Consider the following 14,777-nt stretch of genomic DNA (forward strand, 5'->3'; position numbering starts at 1 on the left):
TGAAAGAGGCGAAATAGATGAATGCATACGATGAATACATGAAAGAAGTCGTTAAACCAATGAGAGCTGAACTTGTGAAAGTTGGCTTTAAAGAATTGACGACAGCAGATATGGTGAACGAACATATGGCGGAGGCTACAGGGACATCACTAGTTGTAATTAATTCAGTTTGTGGATGTGCAGCGGGATTAGCACGTCCTGCAGTTTCTGAAGCGTTGGCTGAAGTGCAAAATAAACCCGAACATCTTGTAACAGTTTTTGCAGGACAAGATCAAGAAGCGACATATCAAATGCGCGCTTATTTTGAAGAAGTTCCGCCAAGTTCACCATCCATTGCCATAGTTAAAGACGGTCAGTTAGCATACTTCATTCCACGTGAACAAATCGAAGGTTTTCCGATGGAACAAATTAAAGATCATTTAGTTCAAGTGTTGAACCAAGTTACGACTGCGTGAAAACAATCATAACTACTGCCGGCAGGCCAACCGATCTGACGATACAGTTAGCTAAAAATGCTTCCTGCAAGTTGGGTTTGCCTTATATTGACCGTCAGAAAAGAACCGTAACACAATTACAGCAACATTATCAAAGTGATGTGCTTGTAGCGGCTAAGAGTCACTGGGAATATCATGGATTAAAGTCAAAGGAACCATTCTTTTACCATCCGAGTTCCGCGATGTTCCGATTGAAACGAGTTTCCAGAGGTGAACATGATCCTTTTCTGGATGTATGTCAGCTTCAGCCCGGGGATTCTTTCCTGGATTGTACACTTGGATATGCATCGGATAGTTTACTGGCTGCATTTGCCGTGGGGGAGTCTGGTTCTGTGCAGGGATGTGAAGCAAACCCTGTTCTTGCATTTATTTTAAATGAAGCTTTTCATGAAGGCCGAACTGATCACATGGAATTTATAACTCTTATGAATCGCATTAAGGTGATTTCTTCTGATGCTGTCACTTATCTAAAACAGTTGAAAGATCAATCAGTTGATGTGGTTTATATGGATCCAATGTTCGAAACTTCAATAGAGGAGTCAGTTAATATCAGTCCGTTAAGGGCTTTGGGGATTCAGGATACTTTAAACGATGAATGGGTCCAAGAAGCGAAACGTGTTGCGAAAAAGCGTGTTGTATTAAAAGCACATTTTAGTTCACCTTGGTTTGAAAAGTTCGAATTTGAACAGATCAAACGCCCAAATACAAAATTCCATTATGGATTCATAGAAAAAGCTGCCTTCAATAATTGAAGGCAGCTTTTCATGTTTAGTCTGTAAAGTTTAAAGAAGTCAAGTACGCAAGCAAAAGCAACAAACCAATTCCAATCACTGTATGCATGTCCATAATTATTCCTCCTACTTAAAAAAACGAAGCTGTTTCTACATTTTTATTGTACAATGAATAATAGAAAGATGAAACCTTTTCGTGCTTGAATTCGTATAAGTAATGAAATCTTGTTAAAAATTGTACATACTTGAAGGTGATAATTGATGAAAAATTGGGTTCAAAAAACGTTAGTCATTGCAGTTGCGCTTCTGACATTTGGTTTAATTTCTCCTGATCATGCGATTTGGGAAAGTTTACTGGATGAAAAAGCGAACCAAAAATCGATTTCTTCCCATGATTCGCAACCTACTTATGCAGTAGAATGGTCTGAGGAATTACCATCTACTTTTATTGAAGATGCCATTATGCAAGCAAAAGAACAGTCGTTATTAAAGTTCGGTTCACGAATAGGTCCAGTAATTACAAATGAATTTGACGAAGTCATCTTCCCTAAAATCCAGGAAACAATTGAAATGACATTGTTTGATATGGACAATCCTACACTTAATTCATTGGCGATTAGTGAGAAACCTTCCGGAGATCACAGTGAAAAGATATTTCATATTTACGATTCAACAACTAAATCCGATCTAATTCGATTTCATGTAAGAACTGAGAACCGTCCGCAAGAAGGATTTTTCTTTAATTTTCACTACCATACAGCCGCCGACCAATTCGCCAAACACTATAAGTTAGGTGATATTTATTGGTCCAAAAATATGCCACCTAAGTGGTTATCATAACGTTTCAGACCTTTTTCAATGCCTAGCGCTGAAAAAGGTTTTTTCACATCTAAATTTCTGGAGGTTTTATATATGGATCAGTATTTGCAACTTTGTCAAACAATTTTAGCTAATGGTGCAGTTAAAGATGATCGAACAGGAACCGGTACAAAAAGTATTTTCGGCTACCAAATGCGTTTCGATTTAACAAAAGGGTTCCCTTTGCTAACGACAAAACGGACAGCGATGCGATTAATTGTTTCAGAATTGCTTTGGTTTCTGAAAGGCGATACCAATGTAAGAACGTTAATCGCTGAAGACAACCACATTTGGGACGAATGGGCTTTTGAAAAATGGGTGAAGAGCGAAGACTATAATGGTCCTGATATGACCGACTTTGGTTTGCGAGCTGCACAAGATGAAGCATTCCAACAAATTGTGGATGAACAAATGACCGTTTTTAGAGAACGAATCCTGTCAGATGATGAGTTTGCGAAATCGTTTGGAGATCTTGGTCCGGTTTATGGCCGTCAATGGCGTTCATGGCCGTCGGCTGATGGCACATCAATTGATCAGCTGAAAAACGTCATACATTCGCTTAAAAACAATCCCGATTCAAGACGACATATTGTGACTGCCTGGAATCCTTCGGAAGTGGATCAAATGGCGTTACCACCTTGTCATACATTTTTCCAATTCTATGTTGCCGACAACAAGTTATCATGTCAATTGTATCAGCGCAGTGCGGATGTCTTCTTGGGAGTTCCATTTAATATTGCTTCCTACGCATTATTGACCCATTTAATTGCAAGAGAATGTAATTTGGAAGTCGGTGAATTTGTTCACACTCTTGGTGACGCTCATATTTATTCAAACCATATGGATCAAGTAAATGAACAACTTTCGAGAGAACCTAGAGATTTGCCTACACTGACGATTTCAAATGAAAAAAAGTCAATATTTGAATTGGAAACCTCTGATATTTCAATTGAAGGGTATAATCCACATCCACGAATCAAAGCGCCGATTGCTGTATAGAAAGTAGGAGTATTTATGATTTCATTAATTGTTGCACATGATATTAATCGCGTAATTGGCAAGGATAATAAAATGCCTTGGCATATCCCGAATGAATTGGCTTACTTCAAAGAAAAAACGATGGGGAAAGCCATTGTGATGGGACGCAATACTTTTGAATCCATTGGACGCCCTCTACCTGGTCGCTTGAACATCGTGATTTCACGGAATACGGCTTATAAAGCTGATGGCGTAACGGTTGTCCATTCAATTGAAGATGCGATTGAACTTGCCAGAAAACACCATGAAGAAGTCATGATCATTGGTGGGGAACAAATTTTTAAAGAAGTTCTGCCTTATACCGATTTGATGTATGTCACGCTCATTCAAAAAGAGTTTGAAGGTGACACATTTTTCCCGTCTTATGACCGAGAATGGAGTATTGCCTCTGCATCCAAACCCATTACGACAGACAATGGTTTAAAGTACCAATACTTGATCTATAAAAAGGAAAATGGGGGACAGGAAGTTGTATAATTCTGTCCGGACTTTCTCATTTTTGTTTGGTTATTTGCCCTTCAGTTTGAAAGATTTACGCCAAGTACAAAAACAACGGGATCTTTTATCTACAGAAGATTATGACGTACTTGTACACCGTCAGCCTAAGAAATGGGCTGACGGTATTTTAAAGCGGACGAAAAGCACCTTTGAAATCGATGGGTTGGATTTCATTCCAGAAGGACCAGTCTTATTTGTAAGCAATCATGAAGGTAATTTCGATATTCCATCGCTTATCGCCCATATTCCGAAACCATTTGCTTTTATGTCGAAAATAGAAGTGAAAAAATTGCCGATCATCAGAGATTGGATGGAAGCAATGAATTGTGTATTCATTGATCGGACCAATCGCAGAAGTGCCATGCAATCCATTTCAGATATGGTGAAAACATTGAAAAATGGACATTCCATGATAATTTTCCCTGAAGGTACCCGAAGCAAAGGAAAGCCAGTCCAGGAATTTAAGTCTGGTTTTTCGAGAATCGCAAAAGAAGCGAATGTCACAATTGTTCCGATTGCCATTACGGGTACATCAAAAATTATGGAAATGAATAATAATAGAATTAAACCGGCCCATGTAAACATACGCATTTTAGAACCTATATCGGTAGAATCCATTCATACACTTTCTTCAAAGGAATTGATCGACCAAGTCCAAATGAAAATTGCAAATGCAGTGGAACAGTTACACCAGGAAAAAACCAGAAGCTAATAGCCAGAGCAACTGGTTTTTTCTTTATTCGTGCATATCAGAAGTCGTATAGCCTCTAATAGTTTACAGAACGTTCCTATCTTTTTTATAATAAATACATGAACAGAAAGGTGTGACCGGCTTGGCGAAAATTCATATCGTAACCGATTCAACAGCAGATTTAACAACTGAACAAATTACAAAATATTCAATCCATGTTGTACCGCTAACGATACAAATTGATGGAAAAACATACATTGATAGAGTAGAAATCCAAGCAGAATCGTTTTTGGAAATGATGAAGTCGTCAAAAGAACTTCCGAAAAGTTCTCAACCTGCTGTTGGTGTATTCCAGGAACTCTACGACGAGTTAGGTAAAAACGGAGATCAAATCATATCCATTCACATGACAGGTGGTATGAGTGGCACTGTTAAATCTGCACAAGCAGCTTCACAAATGACCAATTCAGACGTAACAGTGATTGACTCTCGGTTTATTTCATATGCTTTATCATTTCAAGTATTAGAAGCAGCAAAATTGGCAAGTCAAGGTGCCACCGTAGAAGAAATCGTAAAAAAGCTTCATTTCATGAGAGAAAACACAAACCTTTTTGTTGTGGTTGATACGTTGGAGAACTTGGTGAAGGGCGGTAGGATTGGAAAAGGAAAAGCTTTAATAGGCTCATTGCTGTCAATAAAACCGATTGCCTCGCTTGAGGGTGGAGAATACACACCAGTCCATAAAGCAAGAAGTCATAAACAAGTCGTACAATATTTATACAAACAATATTTAGAGGACACTAAAGGTAAGAAAGTAAAATCTGTTGGCATTTCGCAAGCTAATGGATTTGCCATGTCAGATCCATTAAAAAAATTAATTGAGGAATCTGGGTTCAACGATGTTCAAGTGGCATATACGACACCAATTATTAGTACTCATACCGGTATTGGTGCCATCGGTTTTATGTACACGGTCGAATAAAGTGGGTAACGAGCAGGGAGAGATCCCTGCTTTTCTAATGAGAGGGAGAGGGAACATGATAAAACGATTGATACTTGTCACCGTGGTGAACTCATTCATCTTGGCAGGATGTCAATTTGACCATGAAAGTAGCCCCGATTTTTCAACAAGGCAACCATTTTCAATGAAAGATTTTGTTATAAGCGAAACGTTCTTTCCAGATGATATCATGTTGGTTGGATTAGGCGATTCTTTAACACAAGGAGTAGGGGATGAACGGAAATTGGGAGGGTATTTGGGACGTCTGGCGTCTGAAATGAAAACTTTTCAAGGAATCCGTGAAGTTGACTTGAAGAACGAAGCGAAGAGGGGAAGACGAAGTGACCAATTATTGAAGCAACTGAAATCTGGTGACATTAACGAGCCCATTAAGGAAGCTGATGTAATCATTGTGACGATCGGTGGAAACGACATTATGCGCATCGTCAAGCAAGATTTATTTCAATTGCGAATTGCTGCTTTTCAAAAAGAGTTAGTGGCATTCTCTGAGCGTTATTCGGAAATTCTCATGGAAATCAGAAAAATCAATCCGAATTCACCCATACTAATGGTCGGCTTATACAATCCGTTTACAGTTGTAACGAATGAAAAAAATGAGTTTGATGAAATCATGGTGAACTGGAACGAAGCAATCCTTAACACTTCTTATACCGACGTGAATGCTTGTTTTGTACCGGTCAGCGATTTATTCAATTCGAACGCAAACATGGTATATCATACGGATTTTTTCCATCCAAATAGTAAAGGCTATGACCAAATGACAGACCGGATTCTGGAATCCCTTGGATCTTGCGGTTTAAAACACTTAACAAAAGGGGAAATGGATTTTTAAGGAGTTGACATATTAATGAATGGTTGGAAAGTTGCTTTTTTACTTTTAATCGCACTAATTATCACTACAGTAGTTGTATTTGTTATTTGGATTACTTCACCTTCAGAAAAAACGATTATTCCTGAACCACAGGCAGCTTCCGAAGGAAATGTGTTGACCGTGAAAACAACCAAAAAAGATTTTGAAGGCATTGCCAACTCTTACATAAGGGAAGCGATAGATATACAGCCGATGCCAGTCGTTTTAAGTGTGGAGGAGCAAATACTCTTGTCTACTGAACTAACTATTTTTTCAACCAAACTTCCCGTCATCATGAAATTTGATCCAGTAGTCGAGCCGGATGGCAACTTGAGACTGGTTCAAACAGGCGTAGAAGTTGGTCCATTAGAGATTGATCCTAAATACGTGTTAAACTTGCTTAAAGATTCCGTAGCGTTGCCGAAATGGATGATTGTGCGTCCTGAAGAGGAAGATGTATATATCGATTTATCTCGTATTCCAATGAAATCCAATGTGAAAGTTAAAGCAAAAGAATTCAATTTGGAAAAAGATGAAATTATACTCGAAATACTAGTTCCGACTAACTAAGGGAGGTCCACTTATGACTGTAGAAAAAGCCACATTTGCTGGTGGATGTTTTTGGTGCATGGTTAAACCATTTGATTCGTACGAGGGCATACATTCTGTAGTATCAGGATATACAGGTGGGGATGTGGAAAATCCTACTTACGAACAAGTTTGTACGAACTCCACCGGACACAAAGAAGCTGTCCAAATTACATTCGATCCCAATGTTTTTCCTTATGAACAACTAGTCGAACTGTTTTGGATGCAAATTGACCCAACGGATGCAGGAGGGCAATTTTTTGATCGGGGATCATCTTATGAGACAGCAATTTTTTACCATAGTGAAGAACAAAAACAAATTGCTGAAAGATCCAAACAGGAATTGCAGGCAAGCGGAAAATTTTTGCAACCAATAGTCACCCCAATAGTGGAAGCGAAAGCATTTTACCCAGCAGAACAATATCATCAGGATTATTACAGAAAAAACCCAACACACTACGAACGATATCAAGTAGGGTCTGGAAGAGCAGGATTTAAACAAAAAATGTGGGGTGAGCAATAATGAATAAAGAAGAATTGAAAATTAAACTGACACCAATTCAGTACCATGTCACACAAGAAAATGGGACAGAGCCGCCTCACCGAAATGAATTTGATCAACATTTCAGTGATGGTATATATGTCGATATTGTTTCAGGTAAACCTTTGTTCAGTTCGAAGGATAAATACGATGCGGGTTGCGGATGGCCAAGTTTTAGTAAGCCCATCGATGGTCCAGAAGTAACGGAGCATACGGATGTATCTCATGGCATGACACGAACTGAAGTGAGAAGCAAGACAGCTAATTCACATTTGGGGCACGTTTTTCCAGATGGTCCTGGTCCTGAAGGATTACGTTATTGCATAAATTCAGCTGCATTGAAATTCATCCCAAAAGAAAAGTTGCAAGAAGAAGGTTACGGTGACTATTTGAATCACTTTTAATGAACGGGCTAAACTCGAATTTTCCTGGGTTTAGCTTTTTCTATTCCATCAGACTTTTACTTTGCAGGTAAAAACCTGTATATATAGAATAAACAATGCTTATTCTTGGAGGAAACTATGAATCATACATTTTATAAATACACCTTAAATTTTAGAGGAGGCCCCAAATCGGACCTTAAAGCTATGTTTGCTGAAGCGATGTTTCAGGATTTGCCTTTTCCAAAACAATCGACCGATTTTGATGAAATCTCACGTTACATTGAAGAATTGGCACACCCAGATATGAGTGCAAATATTTTTGATGAAATTTGGTCTTTGTATGAAACAAATGTCCTTTCTCAATCGTAAAGATTAATAGAAACAAATTAGGAGGAATGGATATGTCAATTTTCAATAAAGTTTTAGCTTCAGTAGGAGTCGGAAATGCAAAAGTAGATACTAAACTGAACAATTCCGCTTTTGTCGCAGGAGAAACAATTTCAGGGGTTACTGAAGTTGTTGGAGGAAACACATCTCAGAACGTGGATAGCATTTACATTAAAGTTTATACAACGTATGAACGTGAATCGAATGATAATAAATACACAGATTCAGTCGCAATTTATTCCCACAAATTGAATGAACCATTCACGATTGAAAAAGGGGAGAAAAAAGCATTTCCATTTTCATTTAGTCTGCCACTTATTACGCCGGTTACCATGGGAAGAACAAGGGTTTGGCTTCAAACCGGTCTCGATATTAAAAATGCTGTTGACCCTGGGGATAAAGATATGATTGAAATTCGACCGAATGCTTTTATTCAGGCAGGCTTGACTGCTGCTCAGAATTTAGGTTTCAAATTACGTAAAGTGGACTGTGAAGAAGCACCTCGTGCATACAGAGGGATTACTCCTTTTGTTCAGGAATTCGAGTTTATCGCTGCATCAGGACCATTTAGAGGGAAGTTTGATGAAGTTGAATTTACATTCATTCCAAAAGGTTCGGATCAAGTTGAATTGCTAATTCAGGTCGATCGGAAAGTGCGTGGACTGGGTAGTTTATTCTCAGAAGCGCTAAATATGGATGAGTCTTATATTCGCATGACATTGTCAAAAGCTGATTTATCCTCACTAGAATCAAGATTAAATCAAGAAATTGCACGTTATGCTTAACATCATTTGCATATCTTCACGAAAAACAGTATGATAGTACGGAAATGTTTATAAAGTGAGGGTACAAAGATGAGTGTTCATATTAATGCTAAAAAAGGCGATATCGCTGATACGATTTTATTACCAGGAGATCCATTACGTGCAAAGTACATTGCCGAAACGTTTTTAGAGGACGTTGTTCAGTACAATGAAGTACGTAACATGTTCGGATACACAGGAACGTATAAAGGAAAACGTATTTCTGTTCAAGGAACAGGAATGGGTGTACCTTCGATTTCGATTTACGTTACAGAATTAATGGCTGAATACGATGTTCAAAAATTAATTCGCGTTGGTACTTGTGGTTCAATTCACAAAGACGTTAAAGTACGTGACGTAATCATTGCACAAAGTGCTTCAACAGACTCTAAAATGAACGAAATTATTTTCAACGGCATTAACTTTGCCCCAACAGCAGATTTCGATTTACTGTTAAAGGCTTACAATGCAGGTAAAGAAAAAGGCTTGAATCTTAAAGTAGGGAACGTATTCACTGAAGACGTCTTCTACAATGAGCATGCTGAGCATGAAAAATGGGCTCAATATGGAATTTTGGCACTTGAAATGGAGTCATCTGCTCTTTATACTTTGGCAGCTAAATTTGGCCGTCAAGCATTATCAATCCTTACAGTAAGTGATCACTTGTTGACTGGAGAAGTTACATCTTCAGAAGAACGCCAAATGACATTTAATGACATGATTGAAGTAGCATTGGATGCTGCAATTCAAGACTAATTAGAATATCTGAAAAAGGCTGTCATTCGTTTTTTGACAGCCTTTTTCTTTCCGTTTACGTGTTTTAACTGATAAACTATACATAACTATTGAAGTGTATTTAAATGGTTTCCATTTGAAAGTGGTGAATAACTTGGATGAATTGAAAAACAATACGGAACAACAAGCAGGACAACCCGACCAACCTGAACACGAACATCATGAAGGACCCGCAGGAAAGTATATACGCTTGAAACCTTTCTTTTTCATCATGCTGATTTTCACGTTAATTTTGAGTACTGCAGGATTAACGATCTTCGCATTAACATTCGGTGACGAAAAAGTAGTCGAAGTAGGTGCTCCTGAAAGAAGAGAGTTTACAAAGCTATACCAAGCTTATGATGAATTAAAAGCAGGCTATTATGCTGATATCGACCAAGATGCAATCGTCAATGGCGCAATTAACGGAATGATTGATGCACTTGGTGATCCCTATTCTGATTATATGAATCAAGATGAAGCCGCACAATTTGAAGAAAGTATTTCTTCAAGCTTCCAGGGAATCGGAGCTGAAATTCAAGAACGTAATGGAGTAATTTCGGTCGTATCACCCATTAAAAATTCTCCAGCAGAAAAAGCAGGGATTTTACCAAATGACAAAATCATTGCAGTCGATGGGGAAAATATTCAAGGCATGAGTGCTTCTGAAGCGGTCTTGCTGATTCGTGGAGAAAAAGGTACATCCGTTACGTTGACTATTCAACGTGGTGAATTGGAAGAGCCGCTTGAAGTTGAAATTGTACGCGATGAAATTCCGATAGAAACTGTTTATGCTGAACTGTTGGAAGGTAATGTGGCGCACATTCAGATTACAAGTTTTTCAACTAATACGTATGATGAGTTGCTTACTGCCATCACTGAAATGGAAGAAAAGGGAATGAAAGCGTTAGTGCTTGATGTACGTCAAAATCCAGGTGGCCTATTGACTTCAGCCATTGACATCTCCAATTTGTTTGTTGAAGATGGCAAACCTTTGTTCCAGACTCAAGAAAAAGGAAAAGAAGCGGAAGTTTACACCGCAACGGATGGAACGAAAGTTAAAGTACCGGTTTCTCTATTAATAGATGAAGGAAGTGCTTCAGCTTCTGAAATTCTTGCAGCTGCAATGAGCGAATCAGCTGGTACGAAACTGGTTGGCTTAAATTCATTCGGTAAAGGTACGGTTCAAACCGCAAATGAATTAAAAGATGGTTCAAATATGAAATTCACAACTGCGAAATGGTTAACACCTGAAGGCAATTGGATTCACGAAAAAGGAATTGCTCCAGACGTGAAAGTAGAATATCCATCGTATACACAACTTCCTTATTTGGATGCATCCATCGAAATGAAGAATGGTGTTTTGTCTGATCAAGTAAAATCTGCAGAAGAAATGCTTACTGCAATTGGCATTGATACAGGGAAAGTGGACGGATTGTTCGATGATCAAACGGAAGCTGCTGTTAAACAAGTACAGAAAGAAGCAAAACTTGAAGAGACAGGTATCTTGACTGGTGAGGCAACTTTCGCTTTAATGGACCGCTTACGTGTAAAAATTGAAAAAGACGATCCGCAATTGTTAAAAGCAAAAGAATTGGTATTGGAACAACTATCAAAATAAACAAAAGCTGGCCTGCAACTTGAGGCCAGCTTTTTTCACAAGAAAGGAAGTATACAATGAAAGACGTTTATTTATTCAGTGGTTTTTTGGGAAGTGGCAAAACTTCTTTATTAACAGACACGATTCGGCAGTTAAAAGAAAAAGGTTTAAAACCGGCTATCTTGATGAATGAACTGGGCAAGCTCCCTTTTGATTCTCAAGCAGTGGATGAGGATATTCCTTTGAAGGAAATGCTAGAAGGGTGTATATGTTGTACCGGTTCAGAAAAAACGGAGGCTCAGTTACAAACTTTATTAGCAGGGGAACCATTTGATGTATTAATTATTGAAACGACCGGAGCAGCACATCCTGTCGAAGCGCTGGATGCTGTTTATTCACCATTGTTTGCAAAACAATTGAATGTAAAAGGAATCGTGACAGTGGTAGACAGCTTGCTATGGTTAAATCGTCAAACATTGCCGTCACAAGTCCGTTCTCTCTTTTTGGAACAAATTCGTCATGCACATCTATTGTTAGCCAATAAAATGGACTTGCTCTCTGATGACCAACAAGCCAAAATCACTTACGAGTTACAAAGTTTCAATCCAACCGCAGCGATTATTCAAACATCACACGGCAAATGTCCTTTATCTATTATAGAAAGATTGAAAGGCACTGTGCGAACTACAGATGTAAATCAAGCCAGAATCGGTGAAGAGCTGTCACTGTCCACAAGACTCGTGTCCTTTACACAGTCAGTAGATAAAGAAGAATTTGAAGATTGGCTACGTACATTGCCTTCATCCGTTTATCGCATGAAAGGTTATGTTCCGGTCCTAGGTATGAAAAATCCAATGCTTTTCCAATATTCATATGGAATGGTTCAGTGGTTGCCTGAGTATGTAAAGATGGAACCGGTCATTGTCATGATTGGTGAACAAATTTCGCAATTGCAGGTTCCAGGGAGCAAGATTGAACATGAATGACGTGATACAAGCATATCAATCGTTGTTTCCTTTCAGACAGGGTACAAAGTCAATAGAAACAATAGACCAATTAAAAGATAGCATACGCATTGAGTTATTAGATGAGCTCACGCATCCGCGTGTAAGGAAGAGTCCGGCTGAAAAACTGCAGATAGCAATTGATAGAATCGAAAAAAGTGCCATCGATTTGCCGGAAAAAGTAAAGCTAAAAGAGGTATATGAAGACGTTTATCAGACCGTCAATAGCTAATTTGAAGAAAGATATGGTAATTTCTCTAATTCCACTCAAATTTATAGTCTTTAAACCTTTGAAAATAGTACCTTTTCAATCTCTCTGGTATCAGTGGGAAAGATTAGGTATTTTTTTTATAGATTTTAATTATAGACTAGGTGGCAGAGGAGGGAATAAAAAAATGAAAAAAATGTTACTAGGTTTAACAATGGGAGCGATGGTGTTCTCAGCAGGTCAAGCTACAACAGCAGAAGCATCATTTTCATCAAATACACCCACATGCAAGACACAGGTGAATACAAACTGGTCGGCAGGTTCTCAACAAATATCAGAGGGTTCTTATTCAGATATTCAAAAACAATTGATGGATCAGCTACATGCACAACTTAATGGTGCAGGATTCAAAGCAGCAACAGCTAAACCTGTAGCAGAAAAGCCAGCAGCAACAGCTAAGCCTGTAGCAGAAAAGCCGGCAGCAACAGCTAAGCCTGTAGCACAGAAGCCAGCAGAAAAACCGGTTGCACAAAAACCAGCAGCAAATCAACCTGTTGCACAAAAACCAGCAACAGCACCAACAGCACCTTCAACACAAGCATCAGGTAATGTTTCTTCAATTGAACAACAAGTTCTTACATTGACGAATCAAGAACGTGCAAAAGCTGGATTAAAAGCTCTTGCAACAGATGCAGCATTAATGGATAGTGCTCGTGCAAAATCTGCAGATATGAGTAAAAATAATTATTTCTCTCATACAAGCCCAACAATGGGATCTCCATTCGATCAAATGAAAGCTAAAGGCATCCAATACAAGGCTGCAGCTGAAAATATCGCAATGGGTCAAAAATCGGCTTCAGAAGTCGTTAAAGGATGGATGGAATCACCTGGTCATCGCGCTAATATCATGAATGGTAACTTCACTCATATTGGTATTGGGTACGTTGCAGAAGGTAATTACTGGACACAACAATTCATTCAAAAATAATATATATAAGCCATCTCAATTCGTTGAGGTGGTTTTTTTGTGTTTTATTTAAATTATTAAAGCTCCGCATGAACCACCAAGTTTGCAAATCTCTCGCTTCGATAGTGCTGTGCCTGCGGTTACGCGTCTCAAAGAAAAGGATTAAACTACTTTGTGAGCCTATTTTTTTTGGCATGCAAAGAGGGAAGCAGGTTACAGTAAAAATACCCGATTATTTATGACTGAAATGACAATAGGTCCTAAAACATCCCTCAAAACGAGAAGCTTAAGCAGGCATATGGAGCAGTATTTTAGAACGTCAACACCTAATTGAAAGAAAGATATGGTATTTTCTCTAAATCCACTCAAATATTTAGTCTTTAAACCTTTGAAAATAGTACCTTTTCAATCTTCCTGGTAGCAGTGGGAAAGATTAGGTGTTTTTTAAAAAGATTTTAAAGATAGACTAGGTGGCAGAGGAGGGAATTACAAATGAAAAAAATGTTACTAGGTTTAACAATGGGAGCGATGGTGTTCTCATTCAGTCAAGGTACGACCGCAGAAGCTTCATTTTCATCAAATAACCCCACGTGTCAGACTCAGAGCACTAAAAACTGGTCAGCACCTACTCAAGCAAAACCGGTGGAGTCTTCAAATATAGAAAAACAATTGTTAAATCAACTTTATGGGCAGCTATCTGCTGCAGGGGTTAATACTACTCAAGAAAAACCAGTTGCACAGAAACCAGCTGAATCGGCTAAGCCTGCAGCATCTGCAGCAAAACCGGTGGCTCAAAAGCCAGCAACAAATACACAAACTGCTGAAAAACCAGCAGCACCAGCATCAGGTAATGTTTCTTCAATAGAACAACAAGTTCTTACTTTGACGAATCAAGAACGTGCAAAAGCTGGATTAAAAGCTCTTGCAACAGATGCAGCATTAATGGATAGTGCTCGTGCAAAATCTGCAGATATGAGTAAAAATAATTATTTCTCTCATACAAGCCCAACAATGGGATCTCCATTCGATCAAATGAAAGCTAAAGGCATCCAATACAAGGCTGCAGCTGAAAATATCGCAATGGGTCAAAAATCGGCTTCAGAAGTCGTTAAAGGATGGATGGAATCACCTGGTCATCGCGCTAATATCATGAATGGTAACTTCACTCATATTGGTATTGGGTACGTTGCACAAGGTAATTACTGGACACAACAATTCATTCAAAAATAATATATATAAGCCATCTCAATTCGTTGAGGTGGCTTTTTTTGTTTTTTACTATTACCTAGGTTCATGTTGCTTTAATCAATACCTCAAACATGTGGTGCTCGATCTTCTAAG

Annotated in this window: 19 protein-coding genes; all 19 read left to right on the plus strand. The window is 38.5% G+C overall.

The features are described from left to right. Nucleotides 1-17 precede the first annotated feature (17 nt). On the plus strand, nucleotides 18-455 hold the full coding sequence (locus tag ACQKEV_RS07965) for a BrxA/BrxB family bacilliredoxin (protein WP_427446131.1): 438 nt from the start codon (nucleotides 18-20) through the stop codon (nucleotides 453-455). Next, on the plus strand, nucleotides 452-1,246 hold the full coding sequence (locus ACQKEV_RS07970) for a class I SAM-dependent methyltransferase (protein WP_427446130.1): 795 nt from the start codon (nucleotides 452-454) through the stop codon (nucleotides 1,244-1,246). Before ACQKEV_RS07965 ends, ACQKEV_RS07970 begins: the two co-directional genes overlap by 4 nt. Nucleotides 1,247-1,486: 240 nt before the next feature. Then, nucleotides 1,487-2,065 (plus strand): YpjP family protein, encoded by a 579-nt coding sequence (locus ACQKEV_RS07975; protein ID WP_427446128.1) that lies wholly within the window; start codon nucleotides 1,487-1,489, stop codon nucleotides 2,063-2,065. A gap of 72 nt (nucleotides 2,066-2,137) precedes the next feature. Next, nucleotides 2,138-3,082, plus strand: coding sequence for a thymidylate synthase (locus tag ACQKEV_RS07980; RefSeq protein ID WP_427446127.1), 945 nt, complete (start codon nucleotides 2,138-2,140; stop codon nucleotides 3,080-3,082). A 15-nt stretch (nucleotides 3,083-3,097) separates the two neighbouring features. Then, nucleotides 3,098-3,598, plus strand: a complete 501-nt coding sequence (locus tag ACQKEV_RS07985) for a dihydrofolate reductase (RefSeq protein ID WP_427446126.1) — start codon at nucleotides 3,098-3,100, stop codon at nucleotides 3,596-3,598. Beyond that, nucleotides 3,591-4,331 (plus strand): lysophospholipid acyltransferase family protein, encoded by a 741-nt coding sequence (locus tag ACQKEV_RS07990; RefSeq protein WP_427446125.1) that lies wholly within the window; start codon nucleotides 3,591-3,593, stop codon nucleotides 4,329-4,331. Before ACQKEV_RS07985 ends, ACQKEV_RS07990 begins: the two co-directional genes overlap by 8 nt. 121 nt (nucleotides 4,332-4,452) lie before the next feature. After that, entirely contained in the window at nucleotides 4,453-5,292 is an 840-nt protein-coding gene (locus ACQKEV_RS07995) for a DegV family protein (protein ID WP_427446124.1), read from the plus strand. 55 nt (nucleotides 5,293-5,347) lie between these two features. Continuing rightward, complete coding sequence (locus tag ACQKEV_RS08000) at nucleotides 5,348-6,163, plus strand: GDSL-type esterase/lipase family protein (RefSeq protein ID WP_427446122.1); 816 nt, start codon at nucleotides 5,348-5,350, stop codon at nucleotides 6,161-6,163. A 15-nt stretch (nucleotides 6,164-6,178) separates the two neighbouring features. Then, nucleotides 6,179-6,751 carry a YpmS family protein gene (locus ACQKEV_RS08005; RefSeq protein ID WP_427446120.1) on the plus strand — a complete coding sequence of 191 codons (573 nt, stop codon included), beginning with the start codon at nucleotides 6,179-6,181 and terminating at the stop codon, nucleotides 6,749-6,751. A 13-nt stretch (nucleotides 6,752-6,764) separates the two neighbouring features. Then, nucleotides 6,765-7,292 (plus strand): peptide-methionine (S)-S-oxide reductase MsrA, encoded by a 528-nt coding sequence (gene msrA / locus ACQKEV_RS08010; protein WP_427446119.1) that lies wholly within the window; start codon nucleotides 6,765-6,767, stop codon nucleotides 7,290-7,292. Then, a complete protein-coding gene (gene msrB, locus ACQKEV_RS08015) occupies nucleotides 7,292-7,714 on the plus strand; it encodes a peptide-methionine (R)-S-oxide reductase MsrB (RefSeq protein ID WP_427446117.1) in 423 nt (140 codons plus the stop codon). The genes msrA and msrB overlap by 1 nt, the downstream gene beginning before the upstream one ends. 117 nt (nucleotides 7,715-7,831) lie before the next feature. Next, nucleotides 7,832-8,062, plus strand: a complete 231-nt coding sequence (locus ACQKEV_RS08020; protein ID WP_427446116.1) for a YozE family protein — start codon at nucleotides 7,832-7,834, stop codon at nucleotides 8,060-8,062. Between the two features lie 32 nt (nucleotides 8,063-8,094). After that, nucleotides 8,095-8,865 carry a sporulation protein gene (locus tag ACQKEV_RS08025; protein ID WP_427446114.1) on the plus strand — a complete coding sequence of 257 codons (771 nt, stop codon included), beginning with the start codon at nucleotides 8,095-8,097 and terminating at the stop codon, nucleotides 8,863-8,865. Nucleotides 8,866-8,934: 69 nt separating this feature from the next. Further along, a complete protein-coding gene (deoD, locus tag ACQKEV_RS08030) occupies nucleotides 8,935-9,639 on the plus strand; it encodes a purine-nucleoside phosphorylase (RefSeq protein WP_427446113.1) in 705 nt (234 codons plus the stop codon). 133 nt (nucleotides 9,640-9,772) lie between these two features. Further along, nucleotides 9,773-11,278 (plus strand): S41 family peptidase, encoded by a 1,506-nt coding sequence (locus ACQKEV_RS08035; RefSeq protein ID WP_427446253.1) that lies wholly within the window; start codon nucleotides 9,773-9,775, stop codon nucleotides 11,276-11,278. A 56-nt stretch (nucleotides 11,279-11,334) separates the two neighbouring features. Next, on the plus strand, nucleotides 11,335-12,243 hold the full coding sequence (locus ACQKEV_RS08040) for a CobW family GTP-binding protein (protein WP_427446111.1): 909 nt from the start codon (nucleotides 11,335-11,337) through the stop codon (nucleotides 12,241-12,243). Continuing rightward, nucleotides 12,236-12,493 (plus strand): hypothetical protein, encoded by a 258-nt coding sequence (locus tag ACQKEV_RS08045; protein WP_427446110.1) that lies wholly within the window; start codon nucleotides 12,236-12,238, stop codon nucleotides 12,491-12,493. Before ACQKEV_RS08040 ends, ACQKEV_RS08045 begins: the two co-directional genes overlap by 8 nt. Before the next feature lie 163 nt (nucleotides 12,494-12,656). Beyond that, the gene (locus tag ACQKEV_RS08050; RefSeq protein ID WP_427446109.1) at nucleotides 12,657-13,457 is read left to right on the plus strand and encodes a CAP domain-containing protein; all 801 of its coding nucleotides are present in this window, start codon (nucleotides 12,657-12,659) and stop codon (nucleotides 13,455-13,457) included. 471 nt (nucleotides 13,458-13,928) lie between these two features. Continuing rightward, on the plus strand, nucleotides 13,929-14,666 hold the full coding sequence (locus ACQKEV_RS08055) for a CAP domain-containing protein (RefSeq protein ID WP_427446107.1): 738 nt from the start codon (nucleotides 13,929-13,931) through the stop codon (nucleotides 14,664-14,666). Nucleotides 14,667-14,777: the final 111 nt, after the last annotated feature.

Source organism: Paenisporosarcina sp. NPDC076907 (genome assembly GCF_050269735.1).
Lineage (GTDB): Bacteria > Bacillota > Bacilli > Bacillales_A > Planococcaceae > Paenisporosarcina.

Coding starts and splice junctions, on each gene's coding strand:
- ACQKEV_RS07985 (WP_427446126.1), top strand. CDS start 3,098: ATGATTTCATTAATTGTTGCACATGATATTAATCGCGTAATTGGCAAG.
- msrA (WP_427446119.1), top strand. CDS start 6,765: ATGACTGTAGAAAAAGCCACATTTGCTGGTGGATGTTTTTGGTGCATG.
- deoD (WP_427446113.1), top strand. CDS start 8,935: ATGAGTGTTCATATTAATGCTAAAAAAGGCGATATCGCTGATACGATT.
- ACQKEV_RS08000 (WP_427446122.1), top strand. CDS start 5,348: ATGATAAAACGATTGATACTTGTCACCGTGGTGAACTCATTCATCTTG.
- ACQKEV_RS08020 (WP_427446116.1), top strand. CDS start 7,832: ATGAATCATACATTTTATAAATACACCTTAAATTTTAGAGGAGGCCCC.
- ACQKEV_RS07965 (WP_427446131.1), top strand. CDS start 18: ATGAATGCATACGATGAATACATGAAAGAAGTCGTTAAACCAATGAGA.
- ACQKEV_RS07980 (WP_427446127.1), top strand. CDS start 2,138: ATGGATCAGTATTTGCAACTTTGTCAAACAATTTTAGCTAATGGTGCA.
- ACQKEV_RS07975 (WP_427446128.1), top strand. CDS start 1,487: ATGAAAAATTGGGTTCAAAAAACGTTAGTCATTGCAGTTGCGCTTCTG.
- ACQKEV_RS08005 (WP_427446120.1), top strand. CDS start 6,179: ATGAATGGTTGGAAAGTTGCTTTTTTACTTTTAATCGCACTAATTATC.
- ACQKEV_RS08045 (WP_427446110.1), top strand. CDS start 12,236: ATGAATGACGTGATACAAGCATATCAATCGTTGTTTCCTTTCAGACAG.
- ACQKEV_RS08055 (WP_427446107.1), top strand. CDS start 13,929: ATGAAAAAAATGTTACTAGGTTTAACAATGGGAGCGATGGTGTTCTCA.
- ACQKEV_RS08050 (WP_427446109.1), top strand. CDS start 12,657: ATGAAAAAAATGTTACTAGGTTTAACAATGGGAGCGATGGTGTTCTCA.
- ACQKEV_RS08040 (WP_427446111.1), top strand. CDS start 11,335: ATGAAAGACGTTTATTTATTCAGTGGTTTTTTGGGAAGTGGCAAAACT.
- msrB (WP_427446117.1), top strand. CDS start 7,292: ATGAATAAAGAAGAATTGAAAATTAAACTGACACCAATTCAGTACCAT.
- ACQKEV_RS08025 (WP_427446114.1), top strand. CDS start 8,095: ATGTCAATTTTCAATAAAGTTTTAGCTTCAGTAGGAGTCGGAAATGCA.